The organism is Alteromonas lipotrueae (assembly GCF_019249255.1).
Lineage (GTDB): Bacteria > Pseudomonadota > Gammaproteobacteria > Enterobacterales > Alteromonadaceae > Alteromonas > Alteromonas lipotrueae.
Genome location: NZ_JAESDJ010000009.1, coordinates 1 through 15,348 on the forward strand (window position 1 = coordinate 1; position 15,348 = coordinate 15,348).

17 protein-coding genes are annotated in these 15,348 nt (G+C 43.1%); 16 read left to right on the plus strand and 1 reads right to left on the minus strand.

Features of this window, described 5'->3' with window-relative positions; genetic code table 11:
* Positions 1 to 263: 263 nt before the first annotated feature.
* From mnmG to KYS23_RS13215, 16 genes are all read left to right on the plus strand, one after another.
* Positions 264 to 2,165: a tRNA uridine-5-carboxymethylaminomethyl(34) synthesis enzyme MnmG gene (gene mnmG / locus KYS23_RS13140; protein WP_218419016.1), complete on the plus strand. Its 1,902-nt coding sequence runs from the start codon at positions 264 to 266 to the stop codon at positions 2,163 to 2,165.
* Positions 2,166 to 2,179: 14 nt separating this feature from the next.
* A complete protein-coding gene (rsmG, locus tag KYS23_RS13145) occupies positions 2,180 to 2,824 on the plus strand; it encodes a 16S rRNA (guanine(527)-N(7))-methyltransferase RsmG (protein ID WP_218397610.1) in 645 nt (214 codons plus the stop codon).
* A gap of 11 nt (positions 2,825 to 2,835) precedes the next feature.
* Positions 2,836 to 3,630 carry a ParA family protein gene (locus tag KYS23_RS13150; protein ID WP_013786818.1) on the plus strand — a complete coding sequence of 265 codons (795 nt, stop codon included), beginning with the start codon at positions 2,836 to 2,838 and terminating at the stop codon, positions 3,628 to 3,630.
* A gap of 49 nt (positions 3,631 to 3,679) precedes the next feature.
* Positions 3,680 to 4,558 (plus strand): ParB/RepB/Spo0J family partition protein, encoded by an 879-nt coding sequence (locus tag KYS23_RS13155; RefSeq protein ID WP_218419026.1) that lies wholly within the window; start codon positions 3,680 to 3,682, stop codon positions 4,556 to 4,558.
* 205 nt (positions 4,559 to 4,763) lie between these two features.
* A complete protein-coding gene (locus KYS23_RS13160) occupies positions 4,764 to 5,147 on the plus strand; it encodes an ATP synthase subunit I (protein ID WP_218419036.1) in 384 nt (127 codons plus the stop codon).
* A 99-nt stretch (positions 5,148 to 5,246) separates the two neighbouring features.
* A complete protein-coding gene (gene atpB, locus KYS23_RS13165) occupies positions 5,247 to 6,080 on the plus strand; it encodes a F0F1 ATP synthase subunit A (RefSeq protein ID WP_013786815.1) in 834 nt (277 codons plus the stop codon).
* A 104-nt stretch (positions 6,081 to 6,184) separates the two neighbouring features.
* The gene (atpE, locus tag KYS23_RS13170) at positions 6,185 to 6,406 is read left to right on the plus strand and encodes a F0F1 ATP synthase subunit C (RefSeq protein WP_012520222.1); all 222 of its coding nucleotides are present in this window, start codon (positions 6,185 to 6,187) and stop codon (positions 6,404 to 6,406) included.
* A gap of 45 nt (positions 6,407 to 6,451) precedes the next feature.
* Positions 6,452 to 6,922, plus strand: a complete 471-nt coding sequence (atpF, locus tag KYS23_RS13175) for a F0F1 ATP synthase subunit B (RefSeq protein WP_013786814.1) — start codon at positions 6,452 to 6,454, stop codon at positions 6,920 to 6,922.
* A gap of 14 nt (positions 6,923 to 6,936) precedes the next feature.
* Entirely contained in the window at positions 6,937 to 7,470 is a 534-nt protein-coding gene (gene atpH / locus KYS23_RS13180; protein WP_159534239.1) for a F0F1 ATP synthase subunit delta, read from the plus strand.
* Positions 7,471 to 7,483: 13 nt separating this feature from the next.
* The gene (atpA, locus tag KYS23_RS13185) at positions 7,484 to 9,025 is read left to right on the plus strand and encodes a F0F1 ATP synthase subunit alpha (RefSeq protein ID WP_013786812.1); all 1,542 of its coding nucleotides are present in this window, start codon (positions 7,484 to 7,486) and stop codon (positions 9,023 to 9,025) included.
* A 62-nt stretch (positions 9,026 to 9,087) separates the two neighbouring features.
* Complete coding sequence (atpG, locus tag KYS23_RS13190; protein WP_013786811.1) at positions 9,088 to 9,948, plus strand: F0F1 ATP synthase subunit gamma; 861 nt, start codon at positions 9,088 to 9,090, stop codon at positions 9,946 to 9,948.
* Between the two features lie 33 nt (positions 9,949 to 9,981).
* Positions 9,982 to 11,367 carry a F0F1 ATP synthase subunit beta gene (atpD, locus tag KYS23_RS13195; RefSeq protein ID WP_013786810.1) on the plus strand — a complete coding sequence of 462 codons (1,386 nt, stop codon included), beginning with the start codon at positions 9,982 to 9,984 and terminating at the stop codon, positions 11,365 to 11,367.
* Between the two features lie 58 nt (positions 11,368 to 11,425).
* Entirely contained in the window at positions 11,426 to 11,842 is a 417-nt protein-coding gene (locus KYS23_RS13200; RefSeq protein WP_159534238.1) for a F0F1 ATP synthase subunit epsilon, read from the plus strand.
* A 198-nt stretch (positions 11,843 to 12,040) separates the two neighbouring features.
* Complete coding sequence (locus KYS23_RS13205) at positions 12,041 to 12,955, plus strand: hypothetical protein (protein ID WP_218419038.1); 915 nt, start codon at positions 12,041 to 12,043, stop codon at positions 12,953 to 12,955.
* Positions 12,956 to 13,107: 152 nt separating this feature from the next.
* Entirely contained in the window at positions 13,108 to 14,064 is a 957-nt protein-coding gene (locus KYS23_RS13210) for a hypothetical protein (RefSeq protein ID WP_218419040.1), read from the plus strand.
* Between the two features lie 42 nt (positions 14,065 to 14,106).
* Positions 14,107 to 14,709, plus strand: a complete 603-nt coding sequence (locus KYS23_RS13215; RefSeq protein WP_159534232.1) for a glutathione S-transferase family protein — start codon at positions 14,107 to 14,109, stop codon at positions 14,707 to 14,709.
* On the opposite strand, the gene KYS23_RS13220 is transcribed toward KYS23_RS13215, so the two are convergent.
* Positions 14,710 to 15,291 carry a tRNA-uridine aminocarboxypropyltransferase gene (locus KYS23_RS13220; protein WP_218419041.1) on the minus strand — a complete coding sequence of 194 codons (582 nt, stop codon included), beginning with the start codon at positions 15,289 to 15,291 and terminating at the stop codon, positions 14,710 to 14,712.
* Positions 15,292 to 15,348 lie beyond the last annotated feature (57 nt).

The following is a 15,348-nucleotide window of genomic DNA, read 5'->3' on the forward strand; positions in this document are numbered from 1 at the left end:
CTTTTAGATCGTGTAACTTCATGATCTGAAACTGCTTTAAAGGGTTACTAACAGATCTTGCTGATCCTAATAATAATAAAAATAAACAGATCTATATAAGATCTTAAGATCAATAGAGCCAGGTCGAAAAGAAATGAGCAACAGCATTGAAGAAAATTTAACCATTTTCTTTATGCAATAAGTCAGCTAAAATACGCGCCCTTTTTTCGACTTGTACAGAAAAGAAAAAAGTTACTCCATTTACGTTAATAGTGAGGTTCGATATGTATTACACCCAAGCATTTGATGTCATCGTAGTCGGTGGTGGTCATGCTGGAACAGAAGCTGCGCTAGCTGCTGCTCGCATGGGATCAAACACCTTACTGTTAACTCATAACATTGAAACCATTGGACAGATGTCTTGTAACCCAGCGATCGGTGGGATCGGCAAAGGTCATTTGGTAAAAGAAATTGACGCACTTGGTGGTGCAATGGGTTTGGCTGCCGATCAAGGTGGTATTCAGTTTAGAACGCTAAATTCAAGCAAAGGACCAGCTGTACGAGCAACGCGTGCTCAGGCTGACAGAACCCTTTACCGCCAAGCCATTCGTAAAATCGTAGAAAGCCAAGAAAACCTCACGTTGTTTCAACAAAGCGTTGACGATCTTGTCGTTGAAAACGATCAGGTGACTGGTGTGGTTACCCAAATGGGGCTAAAATTTAAAGCCAAAACCGTGGTACTCACAGTAGGAACCTTCTTAGGCGGCACGATTCACATAGGCCTTGAGAACTATCGTGGTGGACGCGCAGGCGATCCCCCTTCGATAGCCCTCGCAGATCGTTTACGTGCCTTACCGTTTCGTGTAGACCGCTTAAAAACCGGTACACCTGCACGATTAGATGCCCGTTCGTTAGATTTTAGTGTGATGCAGGCACAACCTGGTGATAACCCAACACCGGTATTTTCGTTCATGGGCAACCGTGAAATGCATCCACAACAGATCCCGTGTTACATCACGCACACTAACGAAAAAACACATGATATTATTCGAGGCGGACTTGATCGCTCTCCTATGTTCACTGGCGTAATTGAAGGTATTGGCCCTCGTTATTGCCCAAGCATTGAAGATAAGATCACTCGTTTTGCAGACAAAGATTCGCATCAAATTTTTGTTGAGCCAGAAGGGTTAAATAGCATTGAGGTTTACCCAAATGGTATTTCAACAAGCTTGCCTTTCGATATTCAAATGAATCTCGTACGCTCAATCAAAGGTTTTGAGAACGCGCATATTGTTCGTCCAGGCTATGCGATTGAATATGATTTCTTTGATCCTAGAGATTTGAAACAAACTTTAGAAAATAAATTTATCAAAGGTTTGTTTTTTGCTGGCCAAATTAATGGCACAACCGGGTACGAAGAAGCGGGTGCACAAGGCCTAATTGCTGGCGCAAATGCGTCGCTTCAAGCACAAGAAAAAGATCCGCTTATTTTGCGTCGCGATCAAGCCTACATGGGTGTATTGATTGACGACCTGGCAACCATGGGAACGAAAGAACCTTACCGTATGTTTACAAGCCGTGCAGAATATCGATTACTGCTTCGAGAAGATAACGCCGATAGCCGCCTAACCGCGCTAGGTCGTGAGATAGGTTTGGTAGATGATGCACGTTGGGCGGCATTCAACACTAAGATGGAAGCGGTTGAAGGTGAATTGCAACGCCTGCGCGGTCAATGGGTACATAAAGATCATGGTGCTACGCCAGCACTTAACACCCTGCTTAAAACGCGAGTAAGCAAAGAGCATTCGCTAGAAGAACTGATACGTCGACCTGAAATGACCTATCGTCAATTGATGGAGATTGAAAGTATTGGGCCTGGTTTAACCGATCCCATTGCGGCAGAACAAGTTGAGATCCAAATTAAATACGCTGGTTATATTGCCCGTCAAATGGACGAAATAGCCAAAACACAGCGTCACGAGAATTCACTGTTACCGGTAGATCTCGATTTTACTAAGATCTCAGGTTTATCAAACGAAGTGGTGGCGAAACTTACCGAAGCGAGGCCTGAAACTATTGGTAAAGCGTCTCGTATTTCGGGTATTACACCGGCCGCTATTTCGTTGCTTTTAGTGTATTTGAAAAAGCACGGCATGTTAAGAAAGCACGATAAATTAAGCGCTTAAGTAGATTTCAATTTATGAGTTTAGACCAAGAATTACACGAAATACTGGCCTCTGGCCTTACGGCACAATCACTCCAATTAAGCGATGATCAACAAGCAAAGCTAGTGGGGTTTGTGCTGCTGATTGATAAATGGAACAAAGCGTACAACCTGACATCGGTGCGTGATCCGAAACAAATGATGGTAAAACATATTTTGGACTCATTAGCGATATATCCATATTTAGCTAAACATGAGGCCAAACACATCAGTGACGTAGGCACAGGCCCGGGTTTGCCAGGTATGCCACTTGCGATTGCGTTTCCCGATACGGCGTTTACGTTACTAGATAGTTTGGGTAAGCGCGTTCGGTTTATGACCCAATGTGTCCATGCCCTCAAATTATCTAATGTGACGCCTGTTCAAAGTCGTGTTGAAGCACATACCCCAGCGCAACCGTATGATATAGTACTTAGCCGAGCGTTCGCTTCGTTAAAAGATATGTTGCACTGGTGCCAACATCTGGTAAATTCAGACGGGCAGTTCCTTGCACTTAAAGGGCAGTTTCCAGAAGACGAATTAAAAGAAGTGAGTGATCACTATCAGGTGATCAAAACGGAAAGTCTCACTGTTCCGAATCTGGTGGGCGAACGACACCTCGTTTGGATTAAAAAGGCATAACAGGACTTATTGTGGCAAAGGTAATCGCGATCGCGAATCAAAAAGGTGGTGTGGGTAAAACCACTACTGCAGTGAATGTTGCAGCATCAATGGCTGCAACAAAACGTAAAGTGCTACTGATTGATCTTGATCCACAAGGTAACGCAACCATGGGAAGCGGCGTCGACAAATACGATGTTCACGCTACCGCGTTTGAATTGCTTATCGAAGAACAACCTATCAACGATGTTATTGTAAAAAATACAGCGGGTAAATTTGATTTAGTGGCTGCGAACGGTGACGTGACGGCAGCTGAAATTAAGTTGATGGAAATGTTTGCCCGTGAAGTACGTCTTAGAAATGCGTTAAAACCTGTTCTTGATTACTACGATTTTATCTTTATTGACTGCCCTCCTTCACTAAACCAACTTACGGTGAATGCATTAGCTGCGGCTGATTCAGTCATGGTACCGATGCAATGTGAATATTACGCACTCGAAGGGTTAACGGCGTTAATGGATACCATTCAAAAACTCGCATCAGTGGTAAATCCTGAATTGAAGATTGAAGGGGTATTGCGTACTATGTACGACCCTCGTAATCGCCTTGCCAACGACGTTTCCGAACAGCTTAAACGTCACTTTGGTGAGCAAGTATATCGTACTGTCATTCCGCGCAACGTGCGCCTAGCTGAAGCGCCAAGTTTCGGTACACCGGCGATGTACTACGATAAGTCTTCTACAGGGGCTAAAGCATATTTAGCATTGGCGGGTGAAATTCTTCGTCGTCGTGATAAATCTGCGCCAAGTCAGGCGAAAGCCAGTTAAATTATAATAAAGCGTAATGCATATCAGCAAATAGGCCATTGAGGGAAATATGTCAGCAAGAAAAAGAGGGCTAGGTCGCGGTTTGGATGCGCTATTAGCAACCAGTCAATCGACGTCGCAAAGAGAAACAGATGCTGCGGCGACAGAAGCTACACAAAGCGAACTTAGTAAATTACCTATAGAATTTCTTGTGCCTGGCAAGTATCAGCCTCGCAAAGACATGTCACCTGATGCCCTTGAAGACCTTGCTTCCTCTATTCGTGCCCAAGGTGTTATTCAACCCATTGTTGTTCGTAAAGTTGACGACAACAAGTACGAAATTATTGCGGGTGAACGTCGCTGGCGTGCATCGCAACTTGCGCAATTGGATGAAGTACCTTGTCTTGTTAAAGATGTACCTGATGAGGCCGCGGTTGCCATCGCACTAATTGAGAATATTCAGCGTGAAGATTTAAACGCGATGGAAGAGGCGCAAGCATTAGACCGTCTAATGAATGAATTCTCCTTAACCCACCAAGAAGTTGCTGAAGCTGTGGGTAAATCTCGTACAACCGTGACTAACTTGCTTCGCCTTAACAATCTTAATGATGACGTTAAGTTGCTAGTTGAGCATGGTGATATTGAAATGGGTCATGCGCGCGCATTACTAGCCCTTGATGGCAATCAGCAATCAGAAGCGGCAAATGTTGTTTCGGGTAAAGGTTTAACGGTTCGTGATACAGAAAAGCTGGTCAAAAAGCTACTTGAACCAGAAAAACCGAAGCAAGAGAAGCAAATTGATCCTAATGTTCAAAACCTTATGACCCGACTTTCAGAAAATTTAGGGGCGCCGGTAACAATAGACCATAACGCAAAAGGGAAAGGTAAATTAGTCATTAGCTTCGACGATTTACAACAGTTAGACGGAATAATAACTAAAATTCAATAGGTTATATTTCTGTGCTGAAAGGAAGTTAGCATAAATATTGCGATCATTCATTCCTAAAGCTTCGGCTGTGGACAGCCTCCTTTCCGGTTATAGCGTTAGAATATTTTCAGAATAGCTTTCAAAATGCGATGTACTGTTGAAAAATGTCGGTAAAACAGTATACTTCTGACGCTTTTCGTTAGAGATGAACAAGCAGTAGGGCAACGTGAAAAACAAGTTAGCTGAACACGGATTATTTATAGCCAAAAAAGGCATTCTGTTTCAGGTAGTCACGGCACTAATAATAACCCTTTTGGCGGGTATTATCGCAGGTCAACATTCTGCAATATCAACCGCCGCTGGCGCAGTGATAAGCATACTGCCAACAGCGATTTTTTCGGGGTTTGCATTTAAATATGCTGGTGCAAGTAAAAACGAACTTGTTGCCCAAAGTTTTAGCCAAGGTTCAAAATTGAAACTGGCACTGACAATCATTTTATTTGTAGTGACATTTGCAGGCTTAAATGCCGCGCCGCTAGAAGTTTTTGTGGCTTATGTCGTTACAACCGCCAGTCACGCACTGGCCATGTTCCGTTATGGTACGAAGTAGTCAAACAATAACGATTAATAAATAACTACTGAATACTTGCTTACGAATATGTACTGGAACCAGTCACCAATTTTTACACTTTACAACTTAGGTTAAACAATGGCATCTGAATACACTACCTCAGAATATATCAAGCACCACTTGACCAATGCCACCATGTGCTCAACCGACAACGGAATTGCTTTTAACAAAGCATGCTCTGATGCAGGTTTTTGGGCGTGGCATGTCGACACACTAGCCTGGTCAATTGGCCTTGGCATACTATTTCTTGTTGTTTTTAGAAGCGTAGCTTCGAAAGCCACTACTGGCGTTCCTGGTAAAATGCAGGCGTTTGTGGAATTGGTTATTGAGTTCGTTGACGACAACGTGAAAAGTACCTTCCATGGAAGAAGCGCGCTAATTGCGCCACTTGCACTAACTATTTTCGTCTGGGTTTTATTAATGAACTTGATGGATTTAGTGCCAGTTGACCTTATTCCTTGGATTGCCGGTCTTGTGGGTCAGCATGCGTTCGGTATGGACCCTCATGATGTTTACATGAAGGCTGTGCCTACTACTGACCTTAACCTAACGTTTGCATTAGCGTCTGGCGTGTTCATCCTCATTCTTTTCTATTCAATTAAAATGAAGGGCATCAGCGGTTTTGCGAAAGAACTTACTATGCAACCGTTCGGTCACCCTGTATTCATCCCAGTAAACTTTATTCTGGAATCAGTTACCTTACTTGCACGCCCGCTTTCATTAGCACTGCGTTTATTCGGTAACTTATACGCCAGTGAGCTAATCTTTATCTTGATAGCCACCATTGGTTACTTCCAGTTACCTTTACACTTTATGTGGGCTGTATTCCATATTTTGGTTCTCCCTCTACAAGCGTTTATTTTCATGATGCTAACCATCGTGTACTTAAGCTTGGCGTGTGAAGACCACTAGTAAGCATTGATCCGCGCTGGTAATACCTGGATTGACCGGCGCGGTTAATAACCGAGTTCTACTTTTAACATTAACTTTAAATTTAACTTAAATCGGAGACGTACATGTTATACATCGCAGTTGCACTACTGATCGGTCTTGGTGCCCTTGGTACCGCTATTGGTTTCGGTCTGCTGGGTGGTAAATTCCTAGAATCTGCTGCTCGCCAACCTGAACTAGCACCTCAACTTCAAGTTAAGATGTTCATCGTAGCAGGTCTTATTGACGCTATCGCGATGATCGGTGTTGGTATCGCTCTATACCTATTGTTCGCTGTTGGTGCCTAATTTTACTACACACTTTTTTAGCGAACTTTTAGAGGAGGGGCGATTGTGAATTTTAACGCCACTTTTATTGGTCAATTAATCGCCTTCGCTGTGTTCGTGGTGTTCTGCATGAAATATGTGTGGCCACCGCTGATGGCAGCGATTGAAGAACGTCAGAAGAAAATAGCCGATGGGCTTGAAGCTTCTGAACGGGCAGAGAAAGACTTAGAACTTGCTCAAGCGAAAGCCACTGAGCAAATGAAAGATGCGAAAGCGCAAGCAGCCGAAATTATCGAGCAAGCCAAAAAGCGCGCCAACCAGTTGGTTGACGAAGAAACGCAAAAAGGCCATGCAGAACGCGAGAAGATTATTGCTTCTGGCTACACCGAAATTGAAGCTGAACGCAATCGTGCCAAAGAAGATTTGCGCAAGCAAGTTTCTGCATTAGCAGTAGCTGGCGCACAGCAAATCTTACAACGTGAAATTGATGCTAACGCACAAAACGACATTGTTGAAAAACTTGTCGCTGAGCTTTAAGAGGGAGATGAGCCATGTCTGAATTGACAACCGTTGCTCGTCCTTACGCTAAAGCAGCTTTCGATTTCGCCGTCGAGAAGAATGCCATTGCGAAGTGGCAAGAAATGCTGACCTTTGCAGGTGCAGTAGCACAAAACGATGATATGCATCAGTTGTTATCTGGCGCAGTAGCTGCAGATACTCTAGCTGACGTTTTCATCAATGTTTGTGGTGAGCAACTCGATGATCATGGCCAGAACCTTGTAAAGGTACTGGCTGAAAATAAACGTTTAGCCGCGTTGCCTGAAATTTCAAATGTGTTTGATGCGTTTAAAGCTGATTACGACAAAGAAATTGAAGTAGACGTAACTTCAGCCTCTGCGCTGAACGATGCACAGAAAACCGATTTGGTTGCATCGTTGGAAAAACGTTTGGCACGTAAAGTGAAGCTTAATTGTAACGTGAATCCTGACCTGATCGCTGGAATGGTTATTAAAGCCGGCGATACAGTAATAGATGGTTCCGTAAAATCGAAATTGAACCGTCTAGCAGACGCGTTGCAAGCATAACGGGGATAAGAGCATGCAACTTAATTCCACTGAAATTGCTGAACTGATCAAGAAAAGAATTGAACAGTTCAATGTAAGCAGTGAAGCACGCAATGAAGGTACTATCGTCGCAGTTACTGACGGTATTATCCGCATTCATGGCCTTGCCGATGTAATGCAAGGTGAAATGATTGAGCTTCCTGGAAGCCGCTACGCTATTGCACTAAACCTTGAGCGAGACTCTGTAGGTGCGGTTGTAATGGGTCCATATGCGGATTTACAGGAAGGCGTAAAAGTACAATCTACAGGCCGTATTCTTGAAGTACCTGTTGGTAATGCCCTACTAGGTCGTGTTGTAAACACACTTGGTGAGCCTATCGACGGTAAAGGCGCCATTGATGCAGCTGGCTTTGAGCCAGTTGAAAAGATTGCACCTGGTGTAATCGAGCGTCAATCAGTAGATCAGCCAATCCAAACTGGTTATAAGTCAGTTGATGCCATGATCCCAGTGGGTCGTGGTCAGCGTGAACTTATCATCGGCGACCGCCAGTGTGGTAAAACCGCAATGGCAATTGACGCTATCATCAACCAAAAAGGTACAGGCATTAAATGTGTGTACGTAGCGGTTGGTCAGAAAGCTTCTACTATCGCTAACGTGGTACGTAAGCTTGAAGAGCACGATGCATTGGGTCACACCATTATCGTTGCAGCTTCTGCGTCTGAGTCTGCTGCATTGCAATATCTTGCACCATACTCTGGCTGTACTATGGGCGAATACTTCCGTGACCGCGGTGAAGATGCGCTAATCGTATATGATGATTTGTCTAAGCAAGCTGTTGCTTATCGTCAAATTTCATTGCTACTTAAGCGTCCTCCTGGTCGTGAAGCATACCCTGGTGACGTTTTCTATCTTCACTCTCGTTTGCTAGAACGTGCTGCTCGTGTAAACGAACAATACGTTGAGCGTTATACAAACGGTGAAGTGAAAGGCAAAACCGGTTCATTAACTGCGCTTCCAATTATCGAAACGCAAGCTGGTGACGTATCTGCTTTCGTACCTACCAACGTAATCTCGATTACAGATGGTCAGATCTTCCTAGAAACTGACTTGTTTAACGCAGGTATCCGTCCAGCGGTTAACGCTGGTGTATCGGTATCTCGTGTTGGTGGTGCTGCGCAAACTAAAATTATCAAGAAGTTGGGCGGTGGTATTCGTCTTGCACTTGCTCAGTATCGTGAATTGGCGGCATTCTCGCAGTTCGCATCTGACCTTGATGATGCAACCCGTGAGCAACTTGAGCACGGTGAGCGCGTAACAGAGCTAATGAAACAGAAACAATATGCACCACTATCTATTGCAGATATGGGCGTATCATTGTTCGCGGTTGAAAAAGGTTTCCTTAAGGACGTAGAGCTTAACAAAATCTTAGATTTTGAAGCTGCTCTTCATTCTTACATGAACAGCGAAAACGCTGACCTTATGAAGACTATCAACGAAACTGGTAACTTCAACGACGAAATCGCCGCTAAGTTAGCTGACGCTTTAACACAATTTAAAGCGACACAAACTTGGTAATCAATGCAGCCGATGATGTGTAAACACCATCGGCTTCACGTTGAGTAATCGGAGAAATAGTCATGGCCAGCGGTAAAGAAATAAAAGGTAAGATTGGGAGTATTAAAAATACTCAAAAAATTACCAGTGCAATGGAAATGGTTGCTGCGTCCAAAATGAAACGGGCGCAAGAACGTATGGCCTCTGGCCGTCCATATGCGCAAAACATGCTAAAAGTGATTGGTCACATTGCTAACGGTAACCTTGAGTTCCGCCATCCTTATTTGGAAGAGCGTGAAGTTAAGCGCGTCGGCTACATTGTGATTTCCACTGACCGAGGCTTGTGTGGTGGCTTAAACAGTAATGAATTTAAGCTTGTCACTCAGGACGTCAAAAAATGGCGTGACCAAGGTGTAGAAGTGGACTTCGCTGCATTAGGTTCAAAAGCGTGCTCTTTCTTCAACCGTTTTGGTGGCACTTTGCTTGCCGCTGAATCTGGATTGGGTGATAAGCCGTCTGCGAGCGATGTAGTAGGTGTTGTACGTGTAATGCTTAAAGCTTACGACGAAGGCAAATTAGACCGAGTTTTCTTGGTATTTAATGACTTCGTCAACACCATGACACAGAGCCCTGTGATCAATCAGTTATTGCCTTTGCCAAAGTCTGAAGACGAAGAATATAAGCATCGTTGGGACTACATTTACGAACCAGATCCAAAAGAAATTTTGGAAGCATTGATGGTACGTTACATTGAGTCTCAGGTGTATCAGGGTGTTGTAGAAAACGCGGCGTCAGAACAAGCTGCGCGAATGGTTGCCATGAAGGCAGCAACCGACAACGCTGGCGACTTAATTGATGAGTTGCAACTGATATATAACAAAGCGCGTCAAGCTGCAATCACTCAAGAAATTAGTGAGATTGTGAGCGGTGCCGCAGCGGTGTAGGCAAAGGTTTCTAAAAGATAACGAGGACAAATTATGAGTCAAGGTAAGGTCGTCCAAATCATTGGCGCCGTTGTGGACATTGAGTTTCCACAAACTGCGGTACCAAGAGTTTATGACGCACTACGAGTTACCGAAGGTGGCTTGTCTGGGTTAACCCTAGAAGTGCAACAACAATTAGGTGGCGGTGTAGTTCGCTCTATCGCCCTAGGTTCTACTGATGGCTTACAGCGCGGTTTGGCTGTAGAGAACACTGAAAACCCTATTATGGTTCCAGTGGGTACAGCTACTCTTGGCCGTATCATGGACGTATTGGGTAACCCAATCGACGAAGCAGGCCCAATTGGCGAAGAAGACCGTATGTCTATTCACCGTGCAGCGCCTAGCTACGAAGATCAGTCTAGCTCAGTAGAATTACTAGAAACTGGTATCAAAGTAATCGACTTAGTTTGCCCATTCGCTAAGGGTGGTAAAGTTGGTCTATTCGGTGGTGCTGGTGTAGGTAAAACGGTAAACATGATGGAGCTTATCCGTAACATCGCAATCGAACACAGTGGTTTCTCTGTATTCGCCGGTGTTGGTGAGCGTACTCGTGAAGGTAACGATTTCTATCATGAAATGAACGACTCTAACGTACTTGATAAAGTATCGTTGGTTTACGGCCAAATGAATGAGCCTCCTGGTAACCGTTTACGTGTTGCTTTGACAGGTCTTACAATGGCTGAGAAGTTCCGTGACGAAGGTCGTGACGTACTATTCTTCGTAGATAACATCTACCGTTATACCCTAGCAGGTACTGAAGTATCAGCACTTCTAGGTCGTATGCCGTCTGCGGTAGGTTACCAACCTACGCTTGCAGAAGAGATGGGTGTACTTCAAGAACGTATTACGTCAACGAAGACGGGTTCAATCACTTCAATCCAAGCGGTATACGTACCAGCGGATGATTTGACAGATCCATCTCCGGCAACAACCTTTGCTCACTTAGACGCAACAGTTGTACTTTCTCGTGATATCGCCTCTCTTGGTATCTACCCTGCGGTAGACCCACTAGATTCAACTTCACGTCAGCTTGACCCTCTTGTTATTGGTCAAGAGCACTACGACGTAGCACGTGGCGTACAAACTGTACTTCAGCGTTATAAAGAGTTGAAAGACATCATTGCCATCCTAGGTATGGACGAGTTGTCTGAAGAAGACAAGCAAGTGGTATCACGTGCTCGTAAAATTCAGCGCTTCCTTTCTCAGCCTTTCTTCGTAGCAGAAGTATTCACTGGCTCTCCAGGTAAATATGTATCGCTTAAAGACACTATCAGTGGCTTTAAAGGTATCCTGGAAGGTGAGTATGACTCTCTACCAGAACAAGCCTTCTACATGGTTGGTTCTATCGAAGAAGCTCAAGAGAAAGCCAATAAAGCATAATTATGCGGCTGACCCTGTCAGCCTATTAATGTGCTAACGTACCTAATCAGGAGGTTCTATGGCAGCAATGACAGTACATTTGGACGTAGTAAGCGCAGAAAAAGAAATTTTTTCTGGTCTTGTTGAAACGATTCAAGTGACAGGTAGCGAAGGTGAACTAGGTATACACCCCGGTCACGCGCCACTTATCTCTGCTATTAAACCTGGTATGGTGCGTTTGGTTAAGCAGTTCGGTGAAGAAGAAGTTATTTACGTTGCAGGTGGTGTACTTGAAGTACAGCCTGGTAACGTCACCGTACTGGCTGATATTGCGGTTCGTGCAGAAGATCTAGACGAGCAAGCAGCAGAAGAAGCCAAACGACGTGCTGAAGAGCACATCGCCAACCCAGGCGCAGACTTTGATTACGCAGAAGCAGCTCAAGAGTTGTCTGAAGCTATCGCACAACTTCGCCTTATTCAGAAGTTACGCAAGTAATCTAATAGCTGTTTATAAAAACCCGCCTAATGGCGGGTTTTTTTATTTGAATTAATACATAAACAGTGTAAATCAAAACGTCAATGGATTAACATAAGGATTGCTGAATATAATGATTGTCTACGCAGATTGTGGCTAATTTGTAGTATTACAAACGCACTCTGTCTGTATCCTCTCGTTAGTAGATACGTTGGTTTTATGAAGATAGCTCCTCCAACTAGTAAACCACAACAGTTTATTGGCTTATTTCCTCTATTAGTTTTATTAGCTATACCGCTATTGAATATGTATTCGGGGGCTTTTAACTGGCCGGAATCTGGCGATATGGCTGCTCAGCGAAGCTTTAATTCTGCTGTAAGCATTTCATTATTTATTGGCTATTTCTGGTTTGGATTTCGTTACATTCACCAAAACGTAGCAAGCAGTTTAATTTCGTTATTGGTAAAAAAAAATCAGCTAGGTCAGTTTACCGTACACAGGCAAAGGCTAACCAAGGTGTTTCATCACCAAATTATCAACTCGTTAATAATTTCATCTATGTTTTTGGTTGTATTAGTATTTCTAGGCGATGTTAGTAAAGAAAGCTACAGCATCAAAGGCATTTCATTCATCGCATCGTTCGTTACACTTATTCTTCTTACAACCTTATTTTTATTTCAAGTAAGATCAAATGTGACCTACCTACTTAAGCAGGTACTCCCAGGAACCAATAAACCTTCAGACTATTGGGCGTCATTTAGCGTAATAACTAAGCTTTCTCTGACCAATGCCATTATTGCCTTGGGACTATTAACTGTTCTGCCTATCTTTTGGTTCAACGTAGTAGTGTCACCTTTGGAAGTGATAGCGGTAATGAGTTTGTCACTGTTAATGATGGCTTATACGTTTACGCCCTTGTTAAAATTAAAAGCGACGTTGAAACAGCAGAAAATACGAGCCTCAAGCCAAAGTCACAGTGAAAATAGCAATTGTACTAACGATAGTAGGCCGTCGAAGTTGGGCCGTGCCCACAGTGATCTATGCACAAACAGTGATAAACTAAAAACAATAATGGCGGTTGTACTGGTTCCTTTGTCGTGGGGATTGGTTTCAATGGTCGAAACGTTCATTTAATTTGTCGGGCTTGCGGCTAAAATTAAAAGGCGATATTTAAACACTTTTTAAATTTGGTTTGATCTTCAGTTACCCGTATAATTCCGCCTTCAGCGTTTAGTCGACGCGTATACCCCCTTTTCTATTATTATAACTAGCGATAAAAAATTACGATGAAGTTCAGTGCTTACGAAAGTAACCGCAATGTAGTAAGTGTATGGGCGTACCCACTCTTCTTAGTTTTGATTCTCCTACTTATACATAATTGGACGGGCGCATTAACTTGGCCCATTCTAGACGCCGATCATCAACGAGATTTTAATACTGCGTTAGGCACCACGATGCTTTCAGGCTTTTTTTGGCTAACGATTAGAAATGTACATAAGAATGCGGCAAGTACATTAATTGCAGCGTTATTAAGTTTAGAAAAATTAAGCAAGTTTAATCATCATCGCCGTGTTTTAGGTAGGCAGTTCGCTAAACACCTTATGTGGTCAACTTCAATTGGGGTGATCATGCCCGTCGTTTATCTATTATCCGAAGGCTTAGTGACACGAATAGATGAGCCAGAAGTACTTGTTATCGCGCTTACATCAATTCCTTTTTGGTTATTATTAACGCTCTTTATTTTGCAGGTCTTCAGTAATACTCATTATTTGCAGCAGCTTGCATCAACAGAAGAACCAGACTCTAGTAAAGAGCTAAACTTGCTGCGAGAAGTATTTGACATGGCCCTTTCTAATACCTTGATAGCGGTCTGTGGATTTGCGTTAACGCCAATTTTTTGGATCAACAAGCCAGTCCCCGTCTTCGATATTGGTGTTCTCACTGTCTATGCCATTTTCATTTCAACGTATTTGTTTTTACCTATGATTATAGTGGCTAAAAGGATGCGTACCGTGTCAAACATAGTCATGAAAGAACAGGAAAGTGAACTTACTCACCTTATTCGTCAGCAAGTAAGCTGCGACGTAAAGCTGTCGTTAAGTAAGAAAATAGAGTCGATAGAAACTAATAAAGAAACCTTACGTAGAATTTTAAGCAAAACCCAAAAGCTAAGATTGCTTATTTGCATGATGCCTTTACCCGCATCTTGGTTTTTCTTTCTGTTTGTAGAATCCTTTTACTAAGGGTAGTTTATAGAGTAAACACATATTCATTAGGAGAGTGAAATGCTGATTTACGGCGATAAACGCTCTGGTAATTGCTATAAATTACAGCTTTTACTAGCATTACTTGGGAAGGCATGTGAGTGGATTGATGTCGATATTCTTAAAGGAGAGTGCCGAACAGATGCTTTTCTAGCGAAGTCCCCTAATGGTAAAATTCCCATTTTAGAACTGGATGATGGGCGTGTGTTGTCTGAGTCTAATGCCATCATGCATTATTTAGCGTCGGGTTCTACGTTTATACCCTCCTCACCTTTTACTTTTGCCACATTGTTGCAATGGCAGTTCTTCGAGCAATACAGTCACGAACCCTATATTGCGGTTGCGCGCTATATCAATCTTTACCTTGGCTTACCCGAAGATAGAAAAGCAGAATATGAGGCGAAGCACGCAGGCGGCTATAGAGCACTTGAAGTAATGGATAAACAACTTAGTCAAACCCCGTTTTTGTTAGGTAATCATGTTTCGCTGGCTGACATCTCATTATTTGCCTATACCCATGTTGCACATGAGGGGGGCTTTGATCTTGCCGCTTATCCAGCGATAAGAAACTGGATAACACTAATTAAAGAGCAAAAAGGGTTTATCCCTATGGGAGCGTTGTGATTAAGTCTCTCGCTGGTGGGCTTTGGGGCCTCTCCAATTATCTTGCATAGCTTCTTGCAGCTCAATGAAAGGCTGAGTATCAATTTTATACAATGTGTTTAATGTGTAGGCCGTTGCTTCAAGAGTTGATAACCCTTCACGAATTCGAGTATGCCTTATTCTATATTGTGTAGCCGGGGCCTGCTCGAAATGAAAGCTTGGTATAGACGATAACCATGGAAATTGCTGCAACACAGCGTAGGCTTGTTTCCAACTACCGTCTATAACCAATAGGTTTTTAAGTGATGAAGCAATATGTTCCCGTTGTGACTCAAGGACAATACTGTTGTCACTGGGGTATAAAAGAGCTGTTGATTGAGCATTACATGTTGAAGCTAATCTTTCCATTTCGCTACTATTGTCAGTGGTGATTATCTCTACATTGTTAGTACAAAGTTTGATTAATCTCGCGGTGTTCTTAGCATTGGAAGACTCTTTAACATGCTGTATAACGATAACCTTGATGGGTATGCTGACCGAAGAAATAGCGTTGCAAATACAGGTGGTTGTTGGGTAATGACATCGTATACATTTTGTTCTCATAGTATAGATTTGTACTCAAATTTCTTCGGCAGAAAATAGGTAGAATGGATAATATGC

Coding starts and splice junctions, on each gene's coding strand:
- mnmG (WP_218419016.1), top strand. CDS start 264: ATGTATTACACCCAAGCATTTGATGTCATCGTAGTCGGTGGTGGTCAT.
- rsmG (WP_218397610.1), top strand. CDS start 2,180: ATGAGTTTAGACCAAGAATTACACGAAATACTGGCCTCTGGCCTTACG.
- KYS23_RS13155 (WP_218419026.1), top strand. CDS start 3,680: ATGTCAGCAAGAAAAAGAGGGCTAGGTCGCGGTTTGGATGCGCTATTA.
- atpB (WP_013786815.1), top strand. CDS start 5,247: ATGGCATCTGAATACACTACCTCAGAATATATCAAGCACCACTTGACC.
- atpE (WP_012520222.1), top strand. CDS start 6,185: ATGTTATACATCGCAGTTGCACTACTGATCGGTCTTGGTGCCCTTGGT.
- atpH (WP_159534239.1), top strand. CDS start 6,937: ATGTCTGAATTGACAACCGTTGCTCGTCCTTACGCTAAAGCAGCTTTC.
- atpA (WP_013786812.1), top strand. CDS start 7,484: ATGCAACTTAATTCCACTGAAATTGCTGAACTGATCAAGAAAAGAATT.
- atpG (WP_013786811.1), top strand. CDS start 9,088: ATGGCCAGCGGTAAAGAAATAAAAGGTAAGATTGGGAGTATTAAAAAT.
- atpD (WP_013786810.1), top strand. CDS start 9,982: ATGAGTCAAGGTAAGGTCGTCCAAATCATTGGCGCCGTTGTGGACATT.
- KYS23_RS13200 (WP_159534238.1), top strand. CDS start 11,426: ATGGCAGCAATGACAGTACATTTGGACGTAGTAAGCGCAGAAAAAGAA.
- KYS23_RS13205 (WP_218419038.1), top strand. CDS start 12,041: ATGAAGATAGCTCCTCCAACTAGTAAACCACAACAGTTTATTGGCTTA.
- KYS23_RS13210 (WP_218419040.1), top strand. CDS start 13,108: ATGAAGTTCAGTGCTTACGAAAGTAACCGCAATGTAGTAAGTGTATGG.
- KYS23_RS13215 (WP_159534232.1), top strand. CDS start 14,107: ATGCTGATTTACGGCGATAAACGCTCTGGTAATTGCTATAAATTACAG.
- KYS23_RS13220 (WP_218419041.1), bottom strand. CDS start 15,291: ATGAGAACAAAATGTATACGATGTCATTACCCAACAACCACCTGTATT.